This is a genomic window from Demequina phytophila, from assembly GCF_000971135.1.
In the GTDB taxonomy this organism is placed as follows: domain Bacteria; phylum Actinomycetota; class Actinomycetes; order Actinomycetales; family Demequinaceae; genus Demequina; species Demequina phytophila.
Genome location: NZ_BBLW01000004.1, coordinates 109574 through 134032, shown reverse-complemented (window position 1 = coordinate 134032; position 24459 = coordinate 109574). Strand labels below are relative to the sequence as shown.

Sequence of the window (24459 nt, the reverse complement as noted above, 5' to 3'; positions counted from 1 at the left end):
CAGTACGGTCACAATCTGGCGATCCGCCGCGCGCGCCGTCCATGTTGACGATAACTTGGGACCGCTCACAGTCCGCGGCGCGGCCGCGCGACGGGCATCGGATCAATGTCGATCACAGGGAAGGAACGATGAGACTCACTCTCAGGTCCACCAGCGCCGCCACCGCGGCGACCGCGATGGCGGTGTGCGGGGTCGTCGCGACGCCGGGCGTCGCCGCGGCAGCGGACGAGCCGATCCCGGCAGGGATCACCGTGCCGCAGGTCGCGAACCTCGCGGACGACTTCATGAACGGCGTCGACGCCTCGTCGGTGCTGTCGCTCGAGGAGAGCGGCGTGACGTTCAAGGACTTCGACGGCCAGGAGGCCGACCTGTTCGAGGTCATGGCCGAGGCCGGCGTCAACTACGCGCGCATCCGCGTGTGGAACGACCCGTACGACTCCGAGGGCCGCGGCTACGGAGGCGGAACGGTCGACGTCGCGCGCGCCACCGAGATCGGTCAGCGGGCGACCGCGGCCGGCATGAAGGTGTTCGTCGACTTCCACTACGCGGACTTCTGGGCCCACCCCGGCCAGCAGCCCGTGCCCAAGGCCTGGGCGGGGCTCTCGGCCGCGGACAAGGCCGAGGCGCTCTACGACTTCACCGCGGACGCGCTGCAGACCATGGAGGACGCCGGCGTCGATGTCGGCATGGTGCAGATCGGCAACGAGACCACCAACCTGCAGCTGTCGGGAGAGAGCTGGCCCGCCTCCGCCGCGCTGTTCCGCGCCGGTTCGCAGGCGGTGCGCGACACCGTCCCCGACGCGAAGGTCGCGATCCACTTCACCAACCCCGAGCGGGGCAACTACCTCGGCTATGCCGAGCAGCTCGCGGAGGGACCCGACGGCACCACCGGCACCGGTGACGAGATCGACTACGACGTGTTCGCCAGCTCGTACTACGCGTACTGGCACGGCACGCCCGCGAACCTCACCACGCAGCTGAGCGCCGTGGCGGAGACCTACGGCAAGGACGTCATCGTCGCGGAGACCTCCTGGGCGCGCACGCTCGAGGACGGCGACGGCTACGCCAACAACATCCGCACCGCGTACGACCAGTACTCGTCGACGGTGCAGGGCCAGGCGCTCGCGGTCCGCGACGTCATCGCGGCCGTCGCCGAGGTGGGCGAGGCCGGCCTGGGCGTCTTCTACTGGGAGCCCGCGTGGCTGCCGGTGGGCCCCGCCGACGAGGCCGAGCAGAACGCGCTGCTGTGGGAGGAGCACGGCTCCGGCTGGGCCACCTCCTACGCGGGTGAGTACTCCGCCGACGCCGCCGCGAACCACGGTGGCTCCGGCTGGGACAACCAGGCGATGTTCGACTTCGAGGGCAACCCGCTCGAGTCGCTGCGCGTGTGGGACTACGTCCGCACCGGCACCGTCGCGCCGCGCGAGGTCGACCAGATCACCGCCCCCTCGCTCACGGTGGACGACGGCGACCCGATCGAGCTCCCCGCGACGGTGACCGTCGGGTACACGGACGGCACGTCGGAGGAGGTCGCGGTCACGTGGACCTTCGACCAGTCGTGGGCGACCGGTGCCGGCCAGTACGCCATCAGCGGCGTGACCGCCGGCGGCGACGCCGTCACGGCCTCGCTCACGGTCCTCGACCCCACCGTCGATTCGACCAACTACGTGGTCAACCCCGGCTTCGAGAGCGGCGTCGCGCCGTGGACAGGCACCGCGAACCTCTCCCGCACCGACGACCCGTACGACGGCACCAGGTCGGCCCACTTCTACACCGCGACCGGCGCCACCCGCACCGTGATCCAGGAGATCACCGGCGTCCCCGCCGGCGACTACCGCCTGTCGGTCTACGCCCAGGGCCGCGCGAAGGTCGCGGGGGAGAGCACCTACATCACCGCCTCCTCGGGCATCACCACGGTGAACAAGGAGTTCTCGCTCGCCGGCTACCTCGCATGGCAGCATCCCGTCACCGACGTCATCCACGTCAACGCGGGCGACCCCGTGACCGTGTCCGCCACCCTCACCGTGACCGACGGCGCGTGGGGCACGCTCGACGGCTTCGCCCTGGTCGCCGAGACCCCGATCGAGGAGGCGGACCTCGCCGCGCTCGAGGACGTCGTGGACGAGGCCGCCGGCCTCGATCGCGGCGAGTGGTCGGCGGTGTCGATGTTCCAGGTCGACAAGTCGCTGCGACGCGCGGAGTTCGTGCTCGGCTCGAAGCAGCCCAGCCAGGCGTCGGTCGACGCCGCGACGGCCGCGGTGCGCGCCGCGATCGACGGGCTCGAGCCCGGCGACGGCAGCATCCCCGAGCCGACCGTGCGCCCCGTCACGCTCACGGTGGCCGAGGGCGCGGAGATCGCGCTCCCCGCCACCGTCACGATCGAGGCCTACGACGAGACCACCACCACGGAGCCCGTCGAGTGGAACGGCTCGCTCGCGTGGATCGATGGGCCCGGCACCTACACGGTGACCGGCCTCACCGAGAGCGGTCGCACCGCGACAGCCACGGTGACCGTCACGGCGCGTGTGCTGCTGCGCAACGGCGGCTTCGAGAAGGGCGCGGACGACGTCTCCCCCTGGAGCATCGTCGCCAGCCCGTGGCCCGGACACTCGTCCGGCACGTTCTGGGTCAACGGCGACGGCCCGCAGCACGGCAGATACGCGCTCAACCTGTGGAACGGCACGGGCGCGCCGTTCGACGTGAGCGCGACGCAGGAGCTCACCGGCCTCGAGGCGGGCACCTACCGTCTCGCGGGCAGCATCCGCGGCGGCGGCTCCGCCGCGCTGTCCCTCACGGCGACGTCCACGGTGGACGATGCGGCGGTCGGCTTCACGTTCGGCGCATGGAACGAGTGGGTGCCGGCGAGCACCGAGGTGACCGTCGGCGAGGACGGCGCGCTCACCGTCGCGTTCGAGGGCACCACGCAGCACGACGCGTGGGGCTACCTCGACGACGTGACGCTCGAGCGTGTCGACCTGCCCGTGGCGGACCTCGCGGCGCTCACCGCGGCCGTCGACCGAGCCGCCGCGCTCGAACGCTCGCGGTACACCGCATCGTCCCTCGCGGCGCTCGACCTCGCGGTCGAGGCGGCGACCGTGGTGCAAGGCGCGGAGCACCCGCGCCAGTCGACGGTGGACGCGGCGACGGACCTGCTCGAGGACGCGATCGCGGCCCTCGAGCTCGAGCCGGTCGCGTTCGACGCGGCCCCGACGCCGACGATCACGGGCCACGCGAAGGCCGGAGCCGTGCTGCGCGCCCGCCTGGGCACGTGGGAGCCGACCCCGACCGCGGTCACCTACCAGTGGCTGCGCGACGGCACGCCCGTCGTGGGGCAGACGGGTGCGACGTACCTGGTCCGGGGGAGCGACCGAGGCAAGGACATCACCGTCGCCGTCACCGCGGCCAAGGCGGGTCGCGTCGACACCACGGTGGTCTCCGAGCCGGTCGCGGTGCCCAGGGTGATGGGCCGGCCCGCCCGGCCCACGATCGTGGGCACGACGGCGGTCGGGTCGCGGCTGTCCGTCCCGGTCACGCGCTGGACGCCCGCGCCGGACACGTACGCCTACCAGTGGCTCCGCAACGGCGCGCCGATCAGCGGCGCCACCGATGCCTCGTACACGGTGCGCAAGGCCGACCGCGGGTCGCGGATCCGCGTCACGGTGACCGTGTCCAAGGAGGGCTACCTCACCGACCGGGTGAGCTCGTACCCGAGGTACGTGCGCCACCCGAGCTAGCCGGACGGTGCGGGGGGAGGGCGGTCCCGTCCTTCCCCCGCACCGGAGCCGCCGACGTCAGGCGCCGGTCTCGGTGGTCTCGGTGAGGTAGAGGCGCAGCGAGAGGGCCTCCATGGTCTGGGTGTCGCCCGGCGCGACCACCGCCGCGGTGCGCTCCGCGAGCGAGTCCCATGCGCTGTCCCACGCGAGTCGCCACGGCGCCCCCTGGTCCTCGGGGATCCGCACGTCGACCGCGTGGTGGTGGCCGTTGACCACCACGAGCGCGTCCGCCTCCGAGGTGCGGGAGAGCGACCGCATGAACTGCACCACGCGGGTCTCCGGGTCCTCCCACCAGTCCTCGTCCTCGTGCTCGCCGTCGTGGCGGAACCACGCCGAGTCGGCGCGGTGGAGGCGGTCGGTGGGGTCCTCGTCGACGCCGTCGTAGAAGCGTCCGGGGCGCAGCACCCGGTTCTCGCGGCGCAGGCGCAGGAGCTCGGCGATCGACTCGCGCAGGTCCACCTGCCAGTCCTCGTGCTCCCAGTCGAACCAGGAGATCTCGTTGTCCTGGCAGTAGGCGTTGTTGTTGCCGCCCTGGCTGCGCCCGAACTCGTCGCCGCCGAGGATCATCGGCGTGCCCGCGGAGATCAGCAGCGTGCCCAGCATGTTGCGCACCGAGCGGCGTCGCGCGTGCAGGATCTCGGCGTCGTCCGTGTCGCCCTCGACGCCGTGGTTGAACGATCGGTTGTTGTCGGTGCCGTCGCGGTTGTCCTCGCCGTTGGCCTCGTTGTGCTTGTGGTTGTAGGCCGTGAGGTCCGCGGCGGTGAAGCCGTCGTGCGCGGTGATGAAGTTCACGGACGCGATGGGTCCGCGCATGCCGTAGGGCTCCGAGTGGCCGAAGAGGTCCGACGAGCCCGCGATGCGGGTCGCGAGCTCGGGAGCGGTCGGATGGTGGCGCTGGCCCGCCTGCGCGGCCCCCCACTGCAGCCAGAACGCGCGCGTGTAGTCGCGGAAGCGGTCGTTCCACTCGCTCATCGGCTGCGGGAAGTTGCCCACCTGCCAGCCGCCCAGCCCGATGTCCCACGGCTCCGCGATGAGCTTGAGCCCGCCGAGCACCGGATCCGTGATGAGGCCCACCAGGAACGGGTGGTCGCTCGAGAAGCCCTGCATGGTGCGGCCCAGCGTCGCGGCGAGGTCGAAGCGGAACCCGTCGACGTGCATCTCCGTCGCCCAGTACCGCAGCGAGTCGAGCGCCATCTTCGACACGAGCGGGTGGGCGAAGTCGAGCGTGTTGCCCGTGCCCGTGGTGTCGTCGTAGTGCTGCGGAGCGTGCGCCTGGCTGCGGTAGTAGACCCGGTTGTCGAGGCCCTTCCACGACAGCACGCGGTCCGCGCTCGAGCCCTCGCACGTGTGGTTGTAGACCACGTCGAGGATCACCTCGAGCCCGCCCTGGTGCAGCAGGTCGACCATGCCGCAGAACTCGTCCTGGACCGCCTGCGCACCCGCGGCCCTGGCCTGCGCGGTGGCGTACGGCGCGTGGGGGGCGAAGAAGCCGAGCGTCGAGTAGCCCCAGTACGAGTCGAGGCCGCCATGCTCGAGGTGCGGCTCCGGCGCGAACGCGTGCACGGGAAGCAGCTCGACCGCGGTGACGCCCAGCCCGGTGAGGTAGTCGATGGCCGCGGGATGCGCGAGGCCCGCGTACGTCCCTCGGAGCTCCTCGGGCACGCCCGGCATCGTCTTGGTGAACCCCTTGACGTGGGTCTCGTAGATCACCGTGTCCGTCCACGGCACGCGCGGGTGCGGCGTCTGCCACGGACCCGACGGCTTCTGGGTCACCACCGAGCGCGGCATCAGCGGGGCGGAGTCGGTCGCGTCCCGCGAGCTCAGCAGCGCCCGCGCGCCCGGCTCGGTCATGGGGGTGAGGCGGCCCTCGATGCCGCGGCCGTACGGGTCGAGCAGGAGCTTCGCGGGGTTGTACCGGTGCCCCTGCTTGGGAAGCCACGGCCCGGAGGCACGGAAGCCGTACCGCTGGCCCACCTCGATGCCCGGCACGAACGCGTGCCAGATGCCGTTCTGCGGCCCGTGCAGCTGGATGCGCGTCTCCGCGCGGTCGTCGGGCGAGAACAGGCACAGGTGCATCGCGGTGGCGTGGGCCGCGTACACGGCCACGGTCGCGCCGCCCTTCACCAGGTGCACGCCGAGGCGGTGCGGGTTGGGCGACGGCTCGACGGAAGGGGCGCTCATGTCCATATTGTGAGCCGTCAACGCGAGAAGACCAGGATTTTCTTCCCGCGGCGGGCCCATCAGCCCAGCATCGAGGCGCGGTCGGCGACGTAGCCGGGCCGGCCCTCGGGCACCACCGTGCCGCCGTCGCGGCCGTAGCGCTGCGCGAACACGAACGACCGGGACTGCCCCCGCTCCTGCGCGATCACCATGATCGCGTGCTCGTCGCCGTCCTTGCCGGTGATGCGCCCGTCCCACAGCATCGCGATGCGCTCCGCCGTCGACTTCCCGGCCGCGCCGCGCGCGGCGCGCACGCCCGCGTCGACCGTCGCGCCGGTGAACGTCTTGATGGTGCGTTCGCCGGTGCCGGTCTCCTCGACGAGCGACGGCGGGAGCCCGTCGGCGCTCGAGGCCGCGCGGATGCCGTGCTCGAGCACCGCGAACACGAGAGCGTGGAGCGTCTCGCCCCCGGGGATGCCTGCCATGGCTCAGTCCTCCTTGTCGATGGTGAGGGAGAGATCCTCCCACCGATCCACCTCGGCGCCGAGTCGAGCGAGCTTGGCCCGGGTCTGGGTGACCGCGTGCGCGCCGCAGATGAGGTGCAGCGGCGGCTCGGGATCCTCGGCCAGGCGCAGCATCGCCTCCGCGGCGGCCGAGGGCGAGCCGGGCTGGTTGCCGGGGAGCGAGTGGATGCGGTCCCAGAAGGGCTCCATCACCGGCGCGTAATCGGGAAGGATCTCCTCGTTCTTCGCGCCGCTCGGGATCCACAGCGTGCGGATGGGGCCCGGTTCGAGCAGCGTCACCCGGATGCCCAGGTGGGCGACCTCCGCCGCGAGAGCCTCCATGAACCCCGACACCGCGAACTTCGACGCGCAGTAGTAGCCGAGCCCCGCCGAGCCGCGCACGCCGGCGATCGAGGACACCGTGAAGACGTGACCCGCGCGCCGCTCGCGCAGGTGCGGCAGGAGCGCGGTGGTGACCTTCGCCGCGCCCCAGAAGTTGGCGTCCATCACCTCCTGGGCGTCGACCGGGTCGGACTCCTCGATCGTCGAGAAGTAGCCGATGCCGGCGTTGTTGACCAGCACGTCGACCTGCCCGAACCGCGCCAGGGCGGCCTCGACGGCGGCGGCGACCGCCGCATCGTCCCTCACCTCGAGCGGGAGGGCGAGGACCGTGTCGGGGAACGCGGCGACGAGGTCGTCGAGGGTCTCGGGGCGGCGCGCGGTGGCGACCACGCGGTGGCCGGCCGCGGCGGCCCTCTCCGCGGTGGCGCGGCCGATCCCGGTCGAGCAGCCGGTGACGAACCAGACGGACATGGGCGCTCCTTCGCTGGATGGAGGGGTCTCCCGCCACGCTAGCGCGCGCGGCTCCCGGGTCGCGCTGGCGCGCGAGTCTACTGGTTGCCAAGTGTTCATCACCGGGCCACGTGAGGTTCACCACGCCGACGCGAACTGTTTCCAGGGCCTCAATAGCGTCGAACGCGTGACTCTCACACCATCCCCAGCCCTGCGCCGAGCGAGCGCAGCGTCCATCCTCGGCGCCCTCGGCGTCTCCGTCCTCGCGGCGTTGCCGGCCTCGGCCGCCGACCCTGTCACGCCGATCTCGGCCGTGCAGGGCACCACCGACACCAGCCCGCTGGTGGGCCGGACCGTGACCGTCGAGGGCGTCGTCGTCGGCGACTACGAGGGCGCGAGCCCGACGCTTCGCGGCTTCTACGTCCAGTCCCGCGACGACGATCGGGACGCCGACCCGACCACCTCCGAGGCGGTCTTCGTGTTCAACGGCTCGAACGACTCCGTCGCGGTGGGCGACGTGGTCACGGTCACCGGCGTCGTCGCCGAGTACCAGGGCCAGACCCAGCTCGGCTCGGCCACGGTCGAGGTCCTCGAGTCCGGCGCGAGCGTGACGCCGACAGAGGTGGAGCTGCCGTTCGCCGATGCCGCGTTCGCCGAGCGCTACGAGGGCATGCTCGTGGAGCTTCCCCAGGAGCTCACGGTCACCGAGACCTACCTGCTCGGCCGCTTCAACGAGGTGACCGTCGCCGGCGACGGCAGGCTCGACCAGCCGACCGCGGTGGTCGAGCCCGGCGACGAGGCCGTCGCGCTGCAGGCCGCCAACGACCTCGACCGCATCAAGGTCGACGACGTCACCAACGCGCAGAACCTCGACCCCATGGGCCGCGGCGGCGAGCCGCTGACCGCGGAGAACCCGCTCCGCGGCGGCGACACCGTCACCGGGCTGACCGGCGTGCTCACCTACACGTGGGGCGGCGCGTCCGCGTCGCCGAACGCGTGGCGGATCCGTCCGGTCGACGCCGCCGCGGCGACCCCCGACTTCCACTCCGCGAACCCGCGCCCGACCGAGGCGCCCGAGGTGGGCGGCGACGTCAAGGTCGCGGCGTTCAACGTGCTCAACTACTTCCTCACCACCGGCTCGGGCGCGATCTGCGGTCCGGACGGCGCGAAGCAGGAGTGCCGCGGCGCGGACTCCGCCGAGGAGCTGGAGCGTCAGACCGACAAGCTGGTCGAGGCGCTCGTCGCGCTCGACGCGGACGTCATCGGCATGGCCGAGCTCGAGAACACCCCGGGCGTGGAGCCCCTCGCGGCGCTCGCGGATGCGATGAACGAGGCCACAGGCGCCGCGTCGTGGTCCTACGTCGACACCGGCGTCGTGGGCACGGACACCATCCGCGTCGGATTCCTCTACGACTCCGCCGCGGTATCCGAGGCCGGCGACCTCGCGGTCCTCGACGACTCGGTGGACCCGACCTTCGACGACGCCAACAACCGCCCCTCGGTCGCCCAGACGTTCGAGGACGGCGAGGGTGAGGCCTTCACCGTGGTCGCGAACCACTGGAAGTCCAAGGGATCCTGCCCCGCGACCGGCGAGAACGCCGACCAGGGCGACGGCGCCAGCTGCTGGAACGGCGCGCGCACCGCGGCGGCGGAGGCCGTCGTGAACTGGCTCGACACGGACCCGACCGGCGTCGGCGACGACGACTACATCCTCGTGGGCGACCTCAACTCGTACGGCCAGGAGGACCCGATCCGGGTGCTCCGTGAGGCCGGCTACGCCGAGCTCGCGGACGACTACTCGTACGTGTACGACGGCCAGTGGGGCTCGCTCGACTACGCCTTCGCCTCGCCGTCGATGGCGGCGCAGGTGACGGACGCCGCGCACCTGCACATCAATGCGGACGAGCCGACCGTGCTCGACTACAACACCGAGTACAAGTCCGCGGCGCAGCTCGAGGACCTCTACGCGGCCGACATGTACCGCACGTCCGACCACGACCCCGTGCTCATCGGTCTCGAGCTCGGCGCCACCCGCGTCCAGGTGCTCGGCACCAACGACTTCCACGGCCGCATCCTGCCGACCCTCGCGAACGGCGAGGCCGGCGCCGCGGTGATGGCCGGCGCTGTCGCCGAGCTCGAGTCCGGCTTCGCCAACTCGGTGTTCACGGCCGCGGGCGACCTGGTGGGCGCCTCGACCTTCGAGAGCTTCATCTCGCAGGACAAGCCGACGATCGACGCGCTCAACGCGATGGGCCTCGACGTGTCGGCCGTGGGCAACCACGAGTTCGACCAGGGCTTCGCCGACCTGACCGACCGCATCCTGGCCCCCTACGACGCCACGGACAACCCGTTCGGCGGCGCCACCTGGGAGTACCTGGGCGCCAACGTGCGGAACGCGGAGGACGGATCGGCCGCCCTGCCCGAGACGTGGATCGCCACGTTCGACAACGGCACCGACACCCCGGACGACGACGTGAGGCTCGGCTTCATCGGCGTCGTCACCGAGGAGACCCCCTCGCTCGTGTCGCCCACCGGAATCGCGGGCCTCGAGTTCGAGGACGAGGCGCTCGCCGCCAACCGCGCCGCGGAGGCGCTCGCGGAGGAGGGCGTCGACAGCACCCTCCTGCTGGTGCACGAGGGCGCGCCCACCACCCGCTACGAGGACGCCGTCGACACGTCGAACAACTTCGGCACGATGCTCTCCGAGCTCTCGCCTCGCATCGACGCCGTCATCTCCGGCCACACGCACCTGTCCTACAACCACCGGGTCCCGGTGGCGCAGTGGGCCGAGGAGGGCCGCGCGGTCACCGAGCGTCCCGTGGTCTCCGCAGGCCAGTACGGCATGAACCTCGACCAGCTGGTGTTCGTGTTCGACGACTCGACCCACGAGCTGCTGCGGATCGACTCCGACACGGTCAGCCTGACCAGGAAGGCGGACCCGACCTGCACCACGTCGTGCGCGCTCGTGGGTGCGTTCGAGGCCGACGCCGACGTCCAGGAGATCGTCGCCAAGGCGCAGGCGGATGCCGACGTCCTGGGCGCCGAGGTCCTCGGCGACATGTCCGCACCTCTCTACCGTGCGCGGAACGCGGGCGGCTCCTACGGCGGCACCCGCGGTGCCGAGTCGACGCTCGGCAACGCCGTGGCCGAGGTGCAGCGCTGGGCCACCGAGGGGCTGGGCGCGCAGATCGCGTTCATGAACCCCGGCGGCCTCCGCGCCGACATGATCGGTGGCGACGCGGGCGGCACCGGACCGATCACGTTCAAGCAGGCGGCGAGCGTCCAGCCCTTCGCCAACACGCTGGTGACCATGACGTTGACCGGCGAGCAGATCGCCGCGGTGCTCGAGGAGCAGTGGCAGCCCGCGGGCTCGTCGCGTCCGTTCCTCCGCCTGGGTGTCTCGGACGGCTTCGAGTACACCTACGACGCGACGGCGCCCGCGGGTGAGCGCATCCTCCAGATGTGGCTCGACGGCGAGCAGATCGCGCCGACGGACTCGTTCACCGTCACGGTCAACTCGTTCCTCGGCGGCGGCGGCGACAACTTCGCCACCTTCGCGGAGGGCGCCGACAAGGCGGACTCCGGGCGCATCGACCTCAACGCGATGGTCGACTACCTCGACGCGCTCGGGTCGCTCGGCACCGCGTACGACCAGCGCGCGATCGGCCTCCGGGCCGGCACGCTCGAGGCCGCGGCGGGCGAGGAGCTCTCCTTCGATCTCACCTCGCTCATGTTCACGGCGGCGACGGACCTCACCGACGACAACGTCGTGGTGAGCCTGGACGGCGAGGAGCTCGGCACCTTCCCGGTGACCAACACGCTCCCCACCGACGCGCTCGACGAGCACGGCACCGCGTCCGTCACCGTCACCATCCCCGCCGGGCTCGAGGGGCGCCAGCTCCTCGAGGTCGCGGGCGACGTCACCGGCACGTCCTTCGCGATCGCGATCGACGTGACCGACGGCCCGGCGGAGTTCACCGCCGCGCCGAAGCCGACCATCGCCGGTAAGGCCCGCGCGGGCCAGGTCCTCCAGGCGCGCACCGGCGCGTGGGCGCCCGAGCCGGAGTCCTTCACCTACCAGTGGCTGCGCAACGGGACGCCCATCAAGGGCGCGACCGACGCCACCTATACGGTCAAGGGCAAGGACCGGGGCAAGAACCTCCGCGTCCAGGTCACGGCGTCGCTCGACGGCTACGCCGACCGCACGGTGAGGTCGGACGCCTTCGCGGTGCCGCGGGTGTGGGCCAAGCCGGATCGTCCGAGTCTCACGGGCACCGTCAAGGTGGGCAACCGGATCGGCGTCGAGGCGGCCGGCTGGTCGCCCAAGCCCGCCGACGTCACCTACCAGTGGCTGCGGGACGGTGAGCCGATCAAGAACGCGACCGGCCAGAAGTACACGCTGCGCAAGGCCGACCGTGGTCACCGCATCAAGGTGAGGGTCATCGCCAGCAAGCCCGGCTACCTCAACGCCTGGGTGTACTCGCAGTCGCGGCTCGCACAGTAGCCGTATCGACGGGCCGGGTCTCGGGGTTCACCACCCCGGGGCCCGGCCCTCGTCGTCTCACGGCAGGGTCGGCAGGTCCTCGTCCGGGATCCACACGGTGCCGTCCTCGGTCTCGAACCAGGCGCCGTCCTCCGTCATCCATGGCTGGGAGCCGGACACCTCGGTCCATGACCGCACGATGACGGACGCCACAGCGGCGAACATCGCCAGGAACACGACCCCGAAGACGATCGCGATCACGAGGCCCGCGCGACGGGCGCCGGGCGACGGTCCGTCGAGCGGCGCGTCGCCCGAGCGGTGCCGCCGGAACGCGAGGGGCTGGGCCACGCCCGAGGCGGCCGCGGCATCGTCCATCGCCTGCTGGTGATGCATCCGGGCGATCGCCTCGTGCTGGAGGTGCGCCTGCGCCGCCAGGTGATCGTGGTAGCTCTGATCCATGCCCGCCCCCTCGCCGTTGCGCTCACGGTAGCGCCCGGCGGGCGCGCCGGGAAGAACGCGCGCGCGGTTCCTAGACTGGGCCGGGTGACGTACCTCGACCACGCCGCGACCACGCCGTTGCGCGACACCGCCCGCGAGGCCTGGATCGAGGCCTCCCGCCAGCTCGGCAACCCGTCCTCCCTGCACGCGGCCGGACGGCGTGCGCGGGCCATCGTCGAGGACGCACGCGAGCGCATCGCCGCGGCCGTGGGCGCCGACGCCCCCGAGGTCATCCTCACCTCCGGCGGTACGGAGGCGGACAACCTCGCGGTGAAGGGCCTCCACTGGGGCCGGGCCGCGCAGGATCCCGCGCGGCGGCGCCTCATCGTGTCCTCGGTCGAGCACCACGCCGTGCTCGACCCCGCCCGTTGGCTCGCGCACCGCCGCGACGCCGAGCTGATCGAGATCGGGGTGGACCCCGCCGGCGTCCTCGACCTCGACGCCCTGGACACCGCTCTCGACCACGAGGCCTCCGCGGTGTCGGTGATGTGGGCGAACAACGAGGTCGGCGCCGTCCAACCGCTCGCGGACGTGGTCGCGCTCGCGGCCGCGCACGGGGTGCCGGTCCACGCCGACGCGGTCCAGGCGCTGCCCTACCTCGACGTGCACCTCCACCGCTCGGGCCTCGACGCGGTGACGGTGTCCGCGCACAAGGTGGGCGGCCCGGTGGGCGTGGGCGCGCTGGTGGCGCGGCGGGGCCTCCCGCTCGAGCCGCTCGCGCACGGCGGGGGGCAGCAGCGGTCCGTGCGGTCGGGCACGCTCGACGCGCCCGGTGCGGCGGCGTTCGCCACGGCGGTGGACGATGCGGTGGCCGAGCGGGCCTCCGAGCGCGCCCGGGTCGAGCGGCTGAGGACGCACCTGGTGGAGGGCCTTCGCTCGCGCGTCCCCGAGGCCACCGTCACCGGACCCCTCGATGCCGCGCGGCGTCTCCCCGGCATCGTCCACTGCGTCATCCCTGGTGCGCGCGCGGAGTCCGTGCTGTTCCTGCTCGACGCCGCGGGCGTCGCGGCCAGCTCGGGATCCGCGTGCACGGCGGGGGTGGTGCAGTCGAGCCATGTCGCGATGGCCATGGGCTGGTCACCCGAGGACGCGGCGTGCACGCTGCGCCTCAGCCTGGGCCGCACGACCGCCGAGGCGGACGTGGCCACCGTGCTCGCCGCCCTCCCGGACGCGGTCGCCCGGGCGCGCGCCGCGTCGGGCCTGTGACGTCAGGCGACCCGCTTGGTCCAGCGGGTCGCCGCCTGCCCGTCGCGCCACACACGCGACACCAGGGGGACCCCGGGCCGGTAGGCGAGGTGCACCGGGTCGGGCGCGTCGAGCAGCACCAGGTCGGCGCGCGCGCCCACCGCGATGCGGCCCACGTCGTCGCGGCGCAGCGCCCGCGCGCCGCCGAGCGTCGCCGCCCGGATCGCCTCGCCCGGGGTCATCCCCATCTCCCTCACCGCGAGCGCGATGCAGAACGGCATCGACGTCGTGTAGGAGGAGCCCGGGTTGCAGTCGGACGCGATCGCCCAGGTCGCTCCCGCGTCCCGCAGCCGCTCGACGCCGGGATAGGGCTGGCGCGTGGAGAACTCGGCGCCGGGCACGAAGGTGGCGACGGTGTCGGACGCGGCGAGCGCGTCGACATCCGTGTCCGAGAGGAAGGTGCAGTGATCGATGCTCGCGGTGCCCAGCTCGACGCCGAGCGCCGCCGCACCGGACATCGTGAGCTGGTTCGCGTGCAGGCGCAGCCCGAGCCCCGCGGCGCGCCCGGCGGCCAGGATCCGCCGCGTCTCGTCGACGTCGAACGCGCCCTCCTCGCAGAACACGTCGATCCATCGCGCCAGGGGAGCGGCGGCCCGGAGCATCGGTCCCGCGACCAGGTCGACGTACTCGCCGCGACGGTCGGCCATCTCGGGTGCGACCACGTGCGCGCCCAGGAAGGTGGTCTCCTCGGTGAAGCGAGCGGCCACCTCGAGCAGGCGGCGCTCGGTCGCCACGTCGAGGCCGTACCCGCTCTTGATCTCCGCGGTGGTGGTGCCCTGGCGCAGGGCCTCGTCGAGCAGGTGCTGCGTGCGTGAGGTCAGCTCCTCCGTCGAGGCCCCGCGCGTCGCGGCCACGGTCGAGCGGATGCCGCCCGCCGTGTAGCGCGCACCCGACATGCGGGCGTCGAACTCCGCCGCACGGTCGCCGGCGAACACCGCGTGGGTGTGCGAGTCGACGAACCCGGGGATGACGGCGGCGCCGCCGGCGTCGAAGGATGCGTCCGCCGCCGGGGCGTTCGACGACGCCCCGACCCACGCGATGCGCCCGTCGTCGATGACCACGGCGCCGTCGCGGCGGAGGCCCATGAGTCCCTCGCCTTCGTCCATGGTGGCCAGGACGCCGATGTTGACGATCGCCTCAGCGGCCATGCGCGCGCTCCGTTCGGGGGTACGCGGCGACCGCGAGGTCGCGCAGGGTGGACGATGCCCGGTGACGGCCCCGTACGACCGTCCCGAGGACGTCGGCCGGGGACGCGGTCAGCACCAGCTCCCGCGGGTCCGAGCCCACGGTGCGCGGGGACCGTGCGTCGAGGATCACGAGGTCGCACGGGTGGCCGAGGCGGGGCTCCTGCCACGGGGCGCCGCGCGGGGCGAGCGCCCCGTGCCCGTCGACGGTGCCGGCGCGCCACAGCTCGGCGGGGGAGAGGACCCCGCGCCGGTGCGACGCGAGGCGCGCGCCTCCCTCGAGACGCCGCAGCTCGTCGAACGGGTCGATCACCACGTTCTGGTCCGAGCCGACCGTGAGCCGCGCGCCTGCGTCCCGCAGCGCCTCGGCGCGGCCCAGCCCGTCGCCCAGGTCCGCCTCCGTGGAGGGGCACATCGACACGGACACGCGCGCGGCGCCGAGCGTCGCGACGTCGACATCGGTGACGTGCGTCGCGTGCACCACCGTGGTGCGGGCGTCGAGCGCGCCCGCGCGGTCCAGCAGACCCGTGGGGGTGAGCCCCGTCGCGGCCAGGCAGTCCTGGTTCTCGCGGGTCTGCTCCGACAGGTGGACGTGGAGCGGGACGTCGTGCGGCAGGCCCGCGACCGCGTAGGCAAGGTGGTCGGGCGCGACCGCGCGCACCGAATGGAGCGCGGCGCCCAGGGTGACGTCCGGGTGGGAGGCGCGCAGAGCATCGTCCAGCGCATGCCAGCGCTCATGCCAGCGCTCGAGCGAGCCGTCCGAGAAGCGTCGCTGCGCGCCCTCGAGCTCGGCGTCGAAGCCGCCGCGCAGGTACACGGTGTCGAGCAGGGTGAGCCGGATGCCCGCCGCGTCCGCCGCCTCGGCGAGCGCGAGCTCCATGGCGTGGTCCGGGTACGGCGTGCCGTCGGGGCGGTGGTGGAGGTAGTGGAACTCGCCCACGGCGGAGTATCCGGCGGCGACCATCTCGGCGTACACCGCGGTCGCGGCGGCGCGCAGACCGTCGGGGTCGAGCGTCCCGGCGACCCCGTACATGACGTCGCGCCAGCGCCAGAAGTCGCCGCCCGCGCCGTTGGTGCGGCCGCGCAGCAGCCGGTGGAACGCGTGGCTGTGGGTGTTCGCGAAGGCGGGCGCGGCGACGTCGACCGCCAGATCCGCGGCGACGCCCGCCCCGGCCGCCTCGATGGCGGTCACGACGCCCGCATCGTCCATCTCCACGAGGACGTCGTGACGGACGTCCTCCGACAGGACCAGCGAGCCGACCGCGACCCTCACCGGGCATCCCCCGAGGTCAGGGCGCGCAGCGCCGCGGTGAGCGCGTCGACGCCCGCGCGGATGTCGGCCTCCGAGGCGCCCTCGTGCGGCGAGTGGGAGACGCCATCGGGGTTGCGCACGAACAGCATCGCGGTGGGCAGGTGTGCTGCCAGGACGCCGGCGTCGTGTCCCGCGCCCGTGGGGATGCGCGGGACCGCGCCGAAGCCGGGCGCGAGCGCGTCGCCCACGCGGTCGGCGAGGGCGGGGTCGAACTCGACGCGCGCGGAGAAGGACTCCTCGGCGACCGTCACCGAGCAGCCCTCGGCGCGCGCGGCGGCCTCGGCGTCGGCGACGATCCGCGCGACCAGGTCCCGCACGTCCGCGTCGTGCTCGGCGCGCGCGTCGATCCACAGCCGCACCTCGGACGCGATCGCGTTGGAGCCTCCTGGGATCACCTGGAGCTTGCCGACGGTCGCGCGCGAGCGGGTGGGCGGTGCGGCGGCGAGGGCGCGCCCGCGGGCGGCACGGACGGTCGCGGCCGCGACCATCATCGGGTCGTGCCGCGACGCGAGCTCGGTCGCGCCCGCGTGGTCGCCGCGGCCCGTCACGGTGACGCGCCAGCGGCCGTGCGCGAGGATGCTCGTCGCGATCCCCACGGGGGCGTCGAGCGGCGCGAGCTGGCGGCCCTGTTCGACGTGAAGCTCCAGGTAGAGAGCCATGTCGGCGAGGCGCGCGGCGTCCCGGCCGATGCCGGCCGGGTCGATCCCTCCGGCCTCCAGCACCGCCGCGCAGGTAACACCCGTCGCGTCGGTGAGCGCTCGGACGCGGTCGGAGCCGAGCTCGCCGGCGAGCAGCTGCGAGCCCAGGCACGGGACCCCGAACCGGGCGCCCTCCTCCTCGGCGAAGTTCGCGACCCGGATCGGGCGGGCGGGCGCATGACCGTCGGCTTGGAGACGCGCGACGGCCGCGAACGCCGACACCACGCCGAGCGGGCCGTCGAGCGGGCCGCCGCCGGGCACCGAGTCGAGGTGGCTGCCGGTGGCCACCGCCGGTCCGGTCGCGCCGTCGGGTGCCCAGGTGGCCCACTGGTTGGCGTTGGCGTCCGTCTCGACCGCGAGACCCAGGGACGATGCGGTGCGCTCGAACCACGCCCGCATGTCGCGGTCCGCCTCGTCCAGGAGGTGGCGCGACCAGCCGCCGCGCGTCCCATCCGCACCGATGGGTGCGAGCTCCGCGAGCGCGGCGACCGCGTCGATCGCCGTGGTGGTGGCCGTCATCAGGCGTCCAGCATCGGCACGCGCAGGCCGCGCTCGCGCGCGACATCCTTGGCGTGCTCGTAGCCGGCGTCGACGTGGCGCATGACGCCCGTGCCGGGGTCGTTGACCAGCACGCGCGCGATCTTCTCCGCGGCCAGGTCGGTGCCGTCCGCGACGATCACCTGGCCCGCGTGGATCGAGCGGCCGATGCCCACGCCGCCGCCGTGGTGCAGCGACACCCAGGTCGCGCCCGAGGCGGTGTTGAGCAGCGCGTTGAGCAGCGGCCAGTCGGCGATCGCGTCCGAGCCGTCCTTCATGGCCTCGGTCTCGCGGTACGGCGACGCCACGGAGCCCGAGTCGAGGTGATCGCGGCCGATGACGATCGGCGCGGACAGCTCGCCCGACGCGACCATCTCGTTGAACTTGAGGCCCGCAAGGTGACGCTCCTGGTAGCCGAGCCAGCAGATGCGCGCGGGCAGGCCCTCGAAGTGGACCTTCTCGCCCGCGGCGGTGAGCCAGCGGTGGAGGGACTCGTGCTCCGGGAAGAGCTCCATGAGCGCGCGGTCGGTCTTCGCGATGTCCTCGGGGTCGCCCGACAGCGCGGCCCAGCGGAACGGGCCGCGGCCCTCCTCGAACTGCGGGCGGATGTACGCGGGCACGAAGCCGGGGAAGGCGAAGGCGCGGTCGTAGCCGCCCAGCTGCGCCTCGGCGCGGATCGAGTTGCCGTAGTCGAACACGTCGGCGCCGGCGTCCATGAAGCCGACCATGGCCTCCACGTGCGCGGCCATCGAGGCCCGGGCGTCCCGGGTGAAGCCCTCGGGGTCGGCCTCGGCGCGCGCGTGCCACTCCTCGACCGTGTACCCGACGGGCAGGTAGGACAGCGGGTCGTGCGCGGAGGTCTGGTCGGTCACCAGGTCGATCGGGACCCCGCGACGCAGGAGCTCGGGGAAGACCTCGGCGGCGTTGCCGACGACGCCGACGGACAGCGCGACGCCCTCGGTGCGTGCCGCGACGGCGCGGGCCACCGCATCGTCCAGCGAGGACGCGACCACGTCGAGGTAGCCGTGCGCGACGCGTCGCTCGAGGCGGCTCGCGTCGACGTCGACGATGAGGCACGCGCCCTCGTTGAGCGTGACGGCGAGCGGCTGCGCGCCGCCCATGCCGCCGGCGCCGCCCGTGAGGGTGAGCGTGCCGCGGAGCGAGGCGGTGCGCGGGTCGCGGCCCTCGCGCTCGGCGCGCTGGCGCGCGGCGGCGGCGAAGGTCTCGTACGTGCCCTGGAGGATGCCCTGGGTGCCGATGTAGATCCACGAACCCGCGGTCATCTGGCCGTACATGGTGAGGCCGAGCGCCTCGAGGCGGCGGAACTCCGGCCACGTCGCCCAGTCGCCCACGAGGTTGGAGTTCGCGATGAGCACGCGCGGCGCCCACTCGTGGGTGCGGAACACGCCGACCGGCTTGCCGGACTGGACCAGGAGAGTCTCGTCGGCCTCGAGGTCCTTGAGGGTCTCGACGATCGCGTCGTAGGCCTCCCAGCTGCGCGCGGCGCGGCCGGTGCCGCCGTACACCACCAGGTCCTCGGGGCGTTCGGCGACCTCGGGGTCGAGGTTGTTCATGAGCATCCGCATGGGTGCCTCGGTCTGCCAGGACTTCGCGGTGAGCGCGGTGCCGCGGGGGGAGCGGACGGTGCGGAGGGGCGTCTCGGTCATCAGGGTTCCTTACGCGTGGTGGAGCGGGCCGATGCGGTCCTCGACCGCGCGGACGACGTCGCCCGAGCGGACGGCCGCGCCGGCGGCCTCCACCTCGGGGGCGAGGAAGCGGTCGGCGCCCGGCCGGGCGACCTCCGCGACGAGGGCGGCCGCGGCACCGGTGGCCACCGCGGGCGTGAGCGGCGCGCGCAGCGCGAGGCCGCGCGAGGCGGCGAGCAGTTCGATCCCGAGCACGCGCGCCAACCCGTCGATCGCGGCACGCAGCTTGCGGGCCGCATGCCAGCCCATCGACACGTGGTCCTCCTGCATCGCCGAGGACGGGATCGAGTCCACGGACGCGGGCGCGGCGAGGCGCTTGAGCTCGGACACGATGCCCGCGGCCGTGTACTGGGCGATCATCAGCCCGGAGTCCACGCCGACCTCGTGCGCGAGGAACGGCGGCAGCCCGTGGTTCCGGGCGGGGTCGAGCAGGCGGTCGATCCGGCGTTCGGACATGCTGGAGAGGTCCGCCACCGCGATGGCGAGGAAGTCGAGGACGTACGCGACGGGAGCGCCGTGGAACGACCCGTTGGACTCGACGCGGCCGTCGGGGGTGACCACCGGGTTGTCGACGGCGGCGGCCAGCTCGCGCGAGGCGACCAGTCGCGCGTGGGCCATGGTGTCGCGCACCGCGCCGGCGACCTGGGGGGCGCAGCGCAGCGAGTACGCGTCCTGGACGCGCGTGCATCCGGGACCCTGGTGGCTGGCGACGACCGGCGAGCCTGCCAGGACGCGGCGCATGTTCGCCGCGGCGTCGGCGATGCCCGGGTGCGGACGCAGCGCTTGGAGGTCGGCCGCGAACGGGGAGTCGGACCCCAGCAGCGCCTCGACGCTCATCGCCGCCGTGATGTCCGCCGTGGTGACCAGGCGGTCGAGGTCGGCGAGCGCGAGGATCAGCTGCCCGAGCATGCCGTCCGTGCCGTTGATGAGGGCCAGGCCCTCCTTCTCCTCGAGCGCGACCGGCGTGATGCCGGCGGCGGCGAGCGCCTCCGCCGCGTTCATCAGGGTGCCCGTCGCGTCGCGCACCGGACCCTCGCCGATGACGGCCAGCGCCACGTGGGACAGCGGCGCCAGATCACCGCTGCAGCCGAGCGAGCCGTACTCATGCACCACCGGGGTGATGCCCGCGTCGAGCATCGCCGCGTAGGTCTCCGCGACCTGAGGGCGGGCGCCGGTGCGGCCCGTGAGCAGCGTCGACAGGCGCAGCGTCGCGAGGGCGCGGACCACCTCCCGCTCGACCTCGGGGCCCGTGCCGGCGGCATGGGAGCGGACCAGGCTCTGCTGGAGCTGCGCGCGGCGGTCGCGGTCGATGAACGTGGTGGCGAGCGCACCGAATCCGGTCGAGACCCCGTAGTGCGGCTGCGGGTCGGCGGCGAGCGACTCGATGACCGCGCGGCTGGCCGCCATGGAGTCGAGCGCGGCGGGGTCGAGGACGATGCGGGCGTCATCGCGTGCGATCGCGACCACCTCGGCGGGGGTGGGCGCGCCGGTGCCGAGAGTGACGGCGGCGACGTGGGTGGCGAGGGTCATGGCTCCATGAAAGAGCCGGAGCCGTGCGCTCGGGGCCCGCAGAGTGAGGGTCGTGTCTCATATGTGAGACTGGTGACGTGTCGGAAACCTCTGCGCTGCCCCGCCCGTCCGCGCCGGCCGTCGACCAGGCGCTCGCGATCCTCACGCACCTGGGCCGCCAGCGGGGCCCCGTCTCGGCGGGCGCGCTCGCGACCGCGCTGGGCATCCCGCGCGCCTCGCTGTACCGGCAGCTTGCCGCGATGATCGACCACGGCTACGTGGTCCACCTCCCGGAGGAGTCCCGGTACGGCCTCGGCGTCGCGGCGCACGAGCTCGGATCGGGCTACGCGCGTCAGCAGCCGCTCACCCGCCTGGGTGCGCCCGTGCTCGCCGGGCTCGTCGACCGCGTGGGCGAGTCCGCGCACCTGGCGGTCCTCGAGGGCCGCGACGTGGTCTACCTGGTCGAGGAGCGGGCGCCGCGGCGGCCCACGCTGGTCACCGACGTGGGCGTGCGCCTGCCCGCGCTCGCGACCGCGACGGGCCGCGCGATGCTCGGGGCGTTGCCCGACGCCCAGATCCGCGCGACGTTCCCGGGACGGGCCGCCTTCGCGGCGGCGCCGGAGGGCTCCCCGCGGTCGTACCGCGAGCTCAAGGCGCTCATCCGCGACACGCGGGCGCGTGGCCATGCCCGTGAGGACGGCGATGTGACGCCGGGCCTGTCCTCGGTCGCCGTCGCGGTGCGCGACCACACGGGTTGGCCGGTCGCCGCGATCGCCGTGACCTTCACGACCGACCGCGCCGACGAGGACCGGCGGGCGACCCTCGTCCACGCCGTCGCGCGGGACGTGGCGGAGCTCGAGCGGCGCATCGGCCGCCGCTGACCGCGGTCCCGGCCGCCGCATCGTCCCGCGCCGGGCGGCCTCGTACACTTGTCGGGTCCCATCCCAGGAGGTCCCCCATGCGCGTGCTCGCCGCCCTGTCCGGCGGGGTCGACTCCGCCGTCGCGGCCGCGCGCGCGAAGGACGCGGGCCACGACGTGGTGGGCGTGCACATGGCGCTGTCCCGCAGCCGAGCGGAGCACCGCAACGGCTCGCGCGGCTGCTGCAGCCTCGAGGACGCGAACGACGCCGCGCGTGCGGCCGACCGTCTCGGCATCCCGTACTACGTGTGGGACCTGTCCGACGAGTTCCACGACACCGTGGTCGCCGACTTCCTCTCGGAGTACGCCGCCGGTCGCACCCCGAACCCGTGCGTGCGCTGCAACGAGCACATCAAGTTCGACACCCTGCTCGAGCGCGGCATCGCGCTCGGCTTCGACGCGGTCTGCACCGGCCACTACGCGCGGATCGACCTGCGCGAGGACGGCGTGAGGGAGCTCCACCGCGCCGCGGACGCCGCCAAGGACCAGAGCTACGTGCTCGCGGTGATGGGCGCGGACCGTCTGGCGCGCGCGATGTTCCCGCTCGGCACCGTCGCCTCCAAGGCGGAGGTCCGTGCGGAGGCCGTCGCGCGCGGGCTCGGCGTGTCGAACAAGCCCGACTCGTACGACATCTGCTTCGTCGCCGACGGCGACACCAAGGGCTTCCTCGCGCGCGAGCTGGGGGAGCGGCCCGGCGACATCGTGGACGAGAACGGCGAGGTCGTGGGCGGGCACGAGGGCGCGTACGCCTTCACCGTGGGCCAGCGCAAGGGCCTGCGCCTGCCGCGCCCGGCGGCGGACGGCGCCCCGCGCTACGTCACCGGCGTCGACACCGCGCGCAACGTGGTGACCGTCGGCCCGGAGACGCTGCTGAGCGTGCGCACCTTGATGGGGGAGCAGGTCGTGTGGCTCGCGCCGGACGTCCCCGCCGCGGACGAGACGCCGGTCGAGGTGCAGGTCCGCGCGCACGGCGCGCCCGTCCCCGCCACCGTCCGGAGGGACGATGCGCGGGTTACCGTCGCGCTCGAGGAGCCGATGCGCGGGGTCGCCGCGGGTCAGTCGCTGGTGATCTACCAGGGATCCCGCGTGCTGGGCCAGGCGACCCTCGCGCGGTAGCGGCGGCCGACCCGTCAGCCGGCGTACGGCTCGAGGTCCTCGTCCTGGACCAGGAAGACCTCGTTCCACTCGTTGAGCACGCAGCCGTCCGGGACCACCACGTCCTCCGCGGTGGTCGCGTCGACGAACCCACCGCCGGCGGAGACGGTGTCCCCGACGGCGTAGGTCGCTCCCCCGTAGGACAGGTACTGGGGTCGGGAGTCCCATGTCGCGAGCGATCGGGGGAAGGCCGCGACGGCCTCGCCCACGTAGAGGCAGTCGCCCTCGAGGCGCAGCTCGCCCTCGAGCAACGCCGCCATCCCGCCGTCGCGCGGGTCCCAGTCGTAGCGGGCGACGGGGCTGTCGGGCGCGTCGATGTCCTGGTGCGCGGGCCCCGCGCACGCCGCGCACGCCGCGACCGCTACCAGCGTCACTCCTGCTAGGAGAGTCCTCACAGGGTGATCATGGCCGTGCGAGCCGGCCCCTCGCAAGGGTCGAGACGTCACGATCCGGTGACCCGAGCATCGTCCCTCCGCACCCGCCCGTTCTCGATTCGTAACGTTTCGGCCACGAAAGTGTCACGCGCGGTCGAAACGGTTTGACAGCGTCCCGGGGTGGGCAATACGTTGATCGCGATGCGAGAGAGCGCTCTCACAACGAGAGCGCTCTCACGGTCACCGCACAGCAGTACGGACACACACAAAGGAGTGAACGTGAGCCTCTCACGACGCAAGACCACGTTCGGGTTCGCCGCGGGAGCCGCGACCCTTGCCATCGCGCTCGCGGGCTGCGGCTCGTCGAGCGAGCCCGAGTCCTCGAACTCGGCCGCGGCCGGCGGCAGCGGCGACGAGCCCGTCACCCTGACCCTCGCGACGTTCAACCAGTTCGGCTACTCGGCCGAGTCCGAGGGCGGCGCGGACTACGCGTACGACCTCATCGCGGAGTACGAGGAGCTGCACCCGAACGTCACGATCGTCTACAACGTCGCCGACACCTCGAACACCGCCCGCGAGAACTTCTTCACGAAGCTCGGCCCAGGTGGCCTCGCTGACGTCGAGGCGATCGAGGTCGACTGGCTGCCCGAGGCCATGCAGTACTCGGACATGCTCGCGGACCTCACCAACCCGGAGCTCGACGGCAACTGGCTCGACTGGAAGGTCCAGGCCGCCACCGACGCCGACGGCCGCCTCATCGCGTACGGCACCGACATCGGCCCCGAGGCGATCTGCTACAACGTCGACGCCTTTGAGGCCGCCGGCCTCCCGACCGACCCGGCCGAGGTCGCCTCCGCGATCGACGGCGACTGGAGCAAGTTCTTCGACCTCGGCCAGCAGTACACCGACGCCACCGGTAAGGGCTTCTACGAGGAGAACGCCGCCGTGCTGCAGGGCATGATCGGCCAGCTCGAGGCTCCCTACGAGGACCCGGCCACCGACGAGATCGTCGCGCTGGACAACCCCGACGTGAAGGCGGTCTACGACCAGCTCACCGCCGCGTCGGAGTCGGGCCTCTCGGCCGGCCTCCAGCAGTGGGGCGACGACTGGGCGGCCGGCATGGCCAACGGCGACTACGCCGTGACGCTGTGCCCCGCGTGGTTCCTCGGCGTCATCGAGGGCAACGCCCCCGACGGCAACTGGGACATCGCCAACGCGTTCCCGAACGGCGGCGGCAACTGGGGCGGCTCGTACCTGACCGTCCCGGCCTCCGGTGCCAACGTCGAGGCGGCGACCGAGTTCGCCGCGTGGCTCACGGCCCCCGAGCAGCAGGCCAAGGCGTTCGAGAACGTCGGCGCCTTCCCGAGCTCGCCCGACGCCGCGGCCTCCGACGCCGTGCAGAGCTACACCCGTGCGTTCTTCAACGACGCGCCGGCCGGTGAGATCTACGCCGAGCGTGCCGCCGCGGTCGCGGTGTCGCCCTACAAGGGTTCGCACTACTTCCAGGTGAACGACGCCATGGTCAACGCGCTGCGCCGCGTCGACGAGGGCACCATGAACGCCGCGGACTCGTGGGCCCAGTTCGAGGCCGACGTGCAGGCGATCGGCTAA

General features: G+C 73.2%; 16 protein-coding genes. 6 read left to right on the top strand and 10 right to left on the bottom strand.

Annotation, left to right across the window (positions count from 1 at the left end; all coding sequences use genetic code 11):
• The first annotated feature begins 128 nt into the window (after positions 1–128).
• Positions 129–3734 carry a glycosyl hydrolase 53 family protein gene (locus AOM01_RS07570; protein WP_062291352.1) on the top strand — a complete coding sequence of 1202 codons (3606 nt, stop codon included), beginning with the start codon at positions 129–131 and terminating at the stop codon, positions 3732–3734.
• A 57-nt stretch (positions 3735–3791) separates the two neighbouring features.
• On the opposite strand, the gene glgX is transcribed toward AOM01_RS07570, so the two are convergent.
• From glgX to AOM01_RS07555, 3 genes are read right to left on the bottom strand one after another with little or no spacing between them, the layout of a single operon-like run.
• Positions 3792–5954 carry a glycogen debranching protein GlgX gene (glgX, locus tag AOM01_RS07565; protein WP_062291841.1) on the bottom strand — a complete coding sequence of 721 codons (2163 nt, stop codon included), beginning with the start codon at positions 5952–5954 and terminating at the stop codon, positions 3792–3794.
• Positions 5955–6013: 59 nt separating this feature from the next.
• Positions 6014–6418, bottom strand: coding sequence for a hypothetical protein (locus AOM01_RS07560; protein ID WP_062291349.1), 405 nt, complete (start codon positions 6416–6418; stop codon positions 6014–6016).
• Between the two features lie 3 nt (positions 6419–6421).
• Positions 6422–7249, bottom strand: coding sequence for an oxidoreductase (locus AOM01_RS07555; RefSeq protein WP_062291347.1), 828 nt, complete (start codon positions 7247–7249; stop codon positions 6422–6424).
• 166 nt (positions 7250–7415) lie between these two features.
• On the opposite strand from AOM01_RS07555, the gene AOM01_RS07550 reads away from it, so the two are divergent.
• The gene (locus tag AOM01_RS07550) at positions 7416–11732 is read left to right on the top strand and encodes an ExeM/NucH family extracellular endonuclease (protein ID WP_169746534.1); all 4317 of its coding nucleotides are present in this window, start codon (positions 7416–7418) and stop codon (positions 11730–11732) included.
• A gap of 57 nt (positions 11733–11789) precedes the next feature.
• On the opposite strand, the gene AOM01_RS07545 is transcribed toward AOM01_RS07550, so the two are convergent.
• Entirely contained in the window at positions 11790–12170 is a 381-nt protein-coding gene (locus AOM01_RS07545; protein WP_062291341.1) for a hypothetical protein, read from the bottom strand.
• 84 nt (positions 12171–12254) lie between these two features.
• Here AOM01_RS07545 and AOM01_RS07540 point away from each other — a divergent pair, with 84 nt between their 5' ends.
• A complete protein-coding gene (locus AOM01_RS07540; protein ID WP_062291337.1) occupies positions 12255–13415 on the top strand; it encodes a cysteine desulfurase family protein in 1161 nt (386 codons plus the stop codon).
• A 2-nt stretch (positions 13416–13417) separates the two neighbouring features.
• Here the strand turns inward: AOM01_RS07540 and hutI are convergent, their stop codons facing one another.
• The 5 genes from hutI to hutH are packed head-to-tail and all read right to left on the bottom strand — an operon-like array spanning position 13418 to position 20421.
• The gene (gene hutI, locus AOM01_RS07535; protein ID WP_062291334.1) at positions 13418–14602 is read right to left on the bottom strand and encodes an imidazolonepropionase; all 1185 of its coding nucleotides are present in this window, start codon (positions 14600–14602) and stop codon (positions 13418–13420) included.
• Entirely contained in the window at positions 14592–15911 is a 1320-nt protein-coding gene (locus AOM01_RS07530; protein WP_062291330.1) for a formimidoylglutamate deiminase, read from the bottom strand. The genes hutI and AOM01_RS07530 overlap by 11 nt, the downstream gene beginning before the upstream one ends.
• On the bottom strand, positions 15908–17167 hold the full coding sequence (locus AOM01_RS07525; protein ID WP_062291327.1) for an allantoate amidohydrolase: 1260 nt from the start codon (positions 17165–17167) through the stop codon (positions 15908–15910). Before AOM01_RS07525 ends, AOM01_RS07530 begins: the two co-directional genes overlap by 4 nt.
• On the bottom strand, positions 17167–18852 hold the full coding sequence (gene hutU, locus AOM01_RS07520) for a urocanate hydratase (RefSeq protein WP_062291324.1): 1686 nt from the start codon (positions 18850–18852) through the stop codon (positions 17167–17169). Before hutU ends, AOM01_RS07525 begins: the two co-directional genes overlap by 1 nt.
• Before the next feature lie 9 nt (positions 18853–18861).
• On the bottom strand, positions 18862–20421 hold the full coding sequence (gene hutH / locus AOM01_RS07515) for a histidine ammonia-lyase (protein WP_062291321.1): 1560 nt from the start codon (positions 20419–20421) through the stop codon (positions 18862–18864).
• Positions 20422–20498: 77 nt separating this feature from the next.
• On the opposite strand from hutH, the gene AOM01_RS07510 reads away from it, so the two are divergent.
• Both AOM01_RS07510 and mnmA read left to right on the top strand, forming a co-directional pair.
• Entirely contained in the window at positions 20499–21281 is a 783-nt protein-coding gene (locus AOM01_RS07510; RefSeq protein ID WP_062291318.1) for an IclR family transcriptional regulator, read from the top strand.
• Positions 21282–21358: 77 nt separating this feature from the next.
• Complete coding sequence (mnmA, locus tag AOM01_RS07505) at positions 21359–22435, top strand: tRNA 2-thiouridine(34) synthase MnmA (RefSeq protein ID WP_062291315.1); 1077 nt, start codon at positions 21359–21361, stop codon at positions 22433–22435.
• A 14-nt stretch (positions 22436–22449) separates the two neighbouring features.
• On the opposite strand, the gene AOM01_RS07500 is transcribed toward mnmA, so the two are convergent.
• Positions 22450–22869 carry a hypothetical protein gene (locus AOM01_RS07500; RefSeq protein ID WP_156155887.1) on the bottom strand — a complete coding sequence of 140 codons (420 nt, stop codon included), beginning with the start codon at positions 22867–22869 and terminating at the stop codon, positions 22450–22452.
• 252 nt (positions 22870–23121) lie between these two features.
• On the opposite strand from AOM01_RS07500, the gene AOM01_RS07495 reads away from it, so the two are divergent.
• A complete protein-coding gene (locus tag AOM01_RS07495; RefSeq protein ID WP_439645108.1) occupies positions 23122–24459 on the top strand; it encodes an ABC transporter substrate-binding protein in 1338 nt (445 codons plus the stop codon).

What these genes read in the sequence shown, in the direction of transcription:
- AOM01_RS07570 (WP_062291352.1), top strand. Translation starts at nt 129, where the DNA reads ATGAGACTCACTCTCAGGTCCACCAGCGCCGCCACCGCGGCGACCGCG.
- glgX (WP_062291841.1), bottom strand. Translation starts at nt 5,954, where the DNA reads ATGAGCGCCCCTTCCGTCGAGCCGTCGCCCAACCCGCACCGCCTCGGC.
- AOM01_RS07560 (WP_062291349.1), bottom strand. Translation starts at nt 6,418, where the DNA reads ATGGCAGGCATCCCCGGGGGCGAGACGCTCCACGCTCTCGTGTTCGCG.
- AOM01_RS07555 (WP_062291347.1), bottom strand. Translation starts at nt 7,249, where the DNA reads ATGTCCGTCTGGTTCGTCACCGGCTGCTCGACCGGGATCGGCCGCGCC.
- AOM01_RS07545 (WP_062291341.1), bottom strand. Translation starts at nt 12,170, where the DNA reads ATGGATCAGAGCTACCACGATCACCTGGCGGCGCAGGCGCACCTCCAG.
- hutI (WP_062291334.1), bottom strand. Translation starts at nt 14,602, where the DNA reads ATGGCCGCTGAGGCGATCGTCAACATCGGCGTCCTGGCCACCATGGAC.
- AOM01_RS07525 (WP_062291327.1), bottom strand. Translation starts at nt 17,167, where the DNA reads ATGACGGCCACCACCACGGCGATCGACGCGGTCGCCGCGCTCGCGGAG.
- hutU (WP_062291324.1), bottom strand. Translation starts at nt 18,852, where the DNA reads ATGACCGAGACGCCCCTCCGCACCGTCCGCTCCCCCCGCGGCACCGCG.
- hutH (WP_062291321.1), bottom strand. Translation starts at nt 20,421, where the DNA reads ATGACCCTCGCCACCCACGTCGCCGCCGTCACTCTCGGCACCGGCGCG.
- mnmA (WP_062291315.1), top strand. Translation starts at nt 21,359, where the DNA reads ATGCGCGTGCTCGCCGCCCTGTCCGGCGGGGTCGACTCCGCCGTCGCG.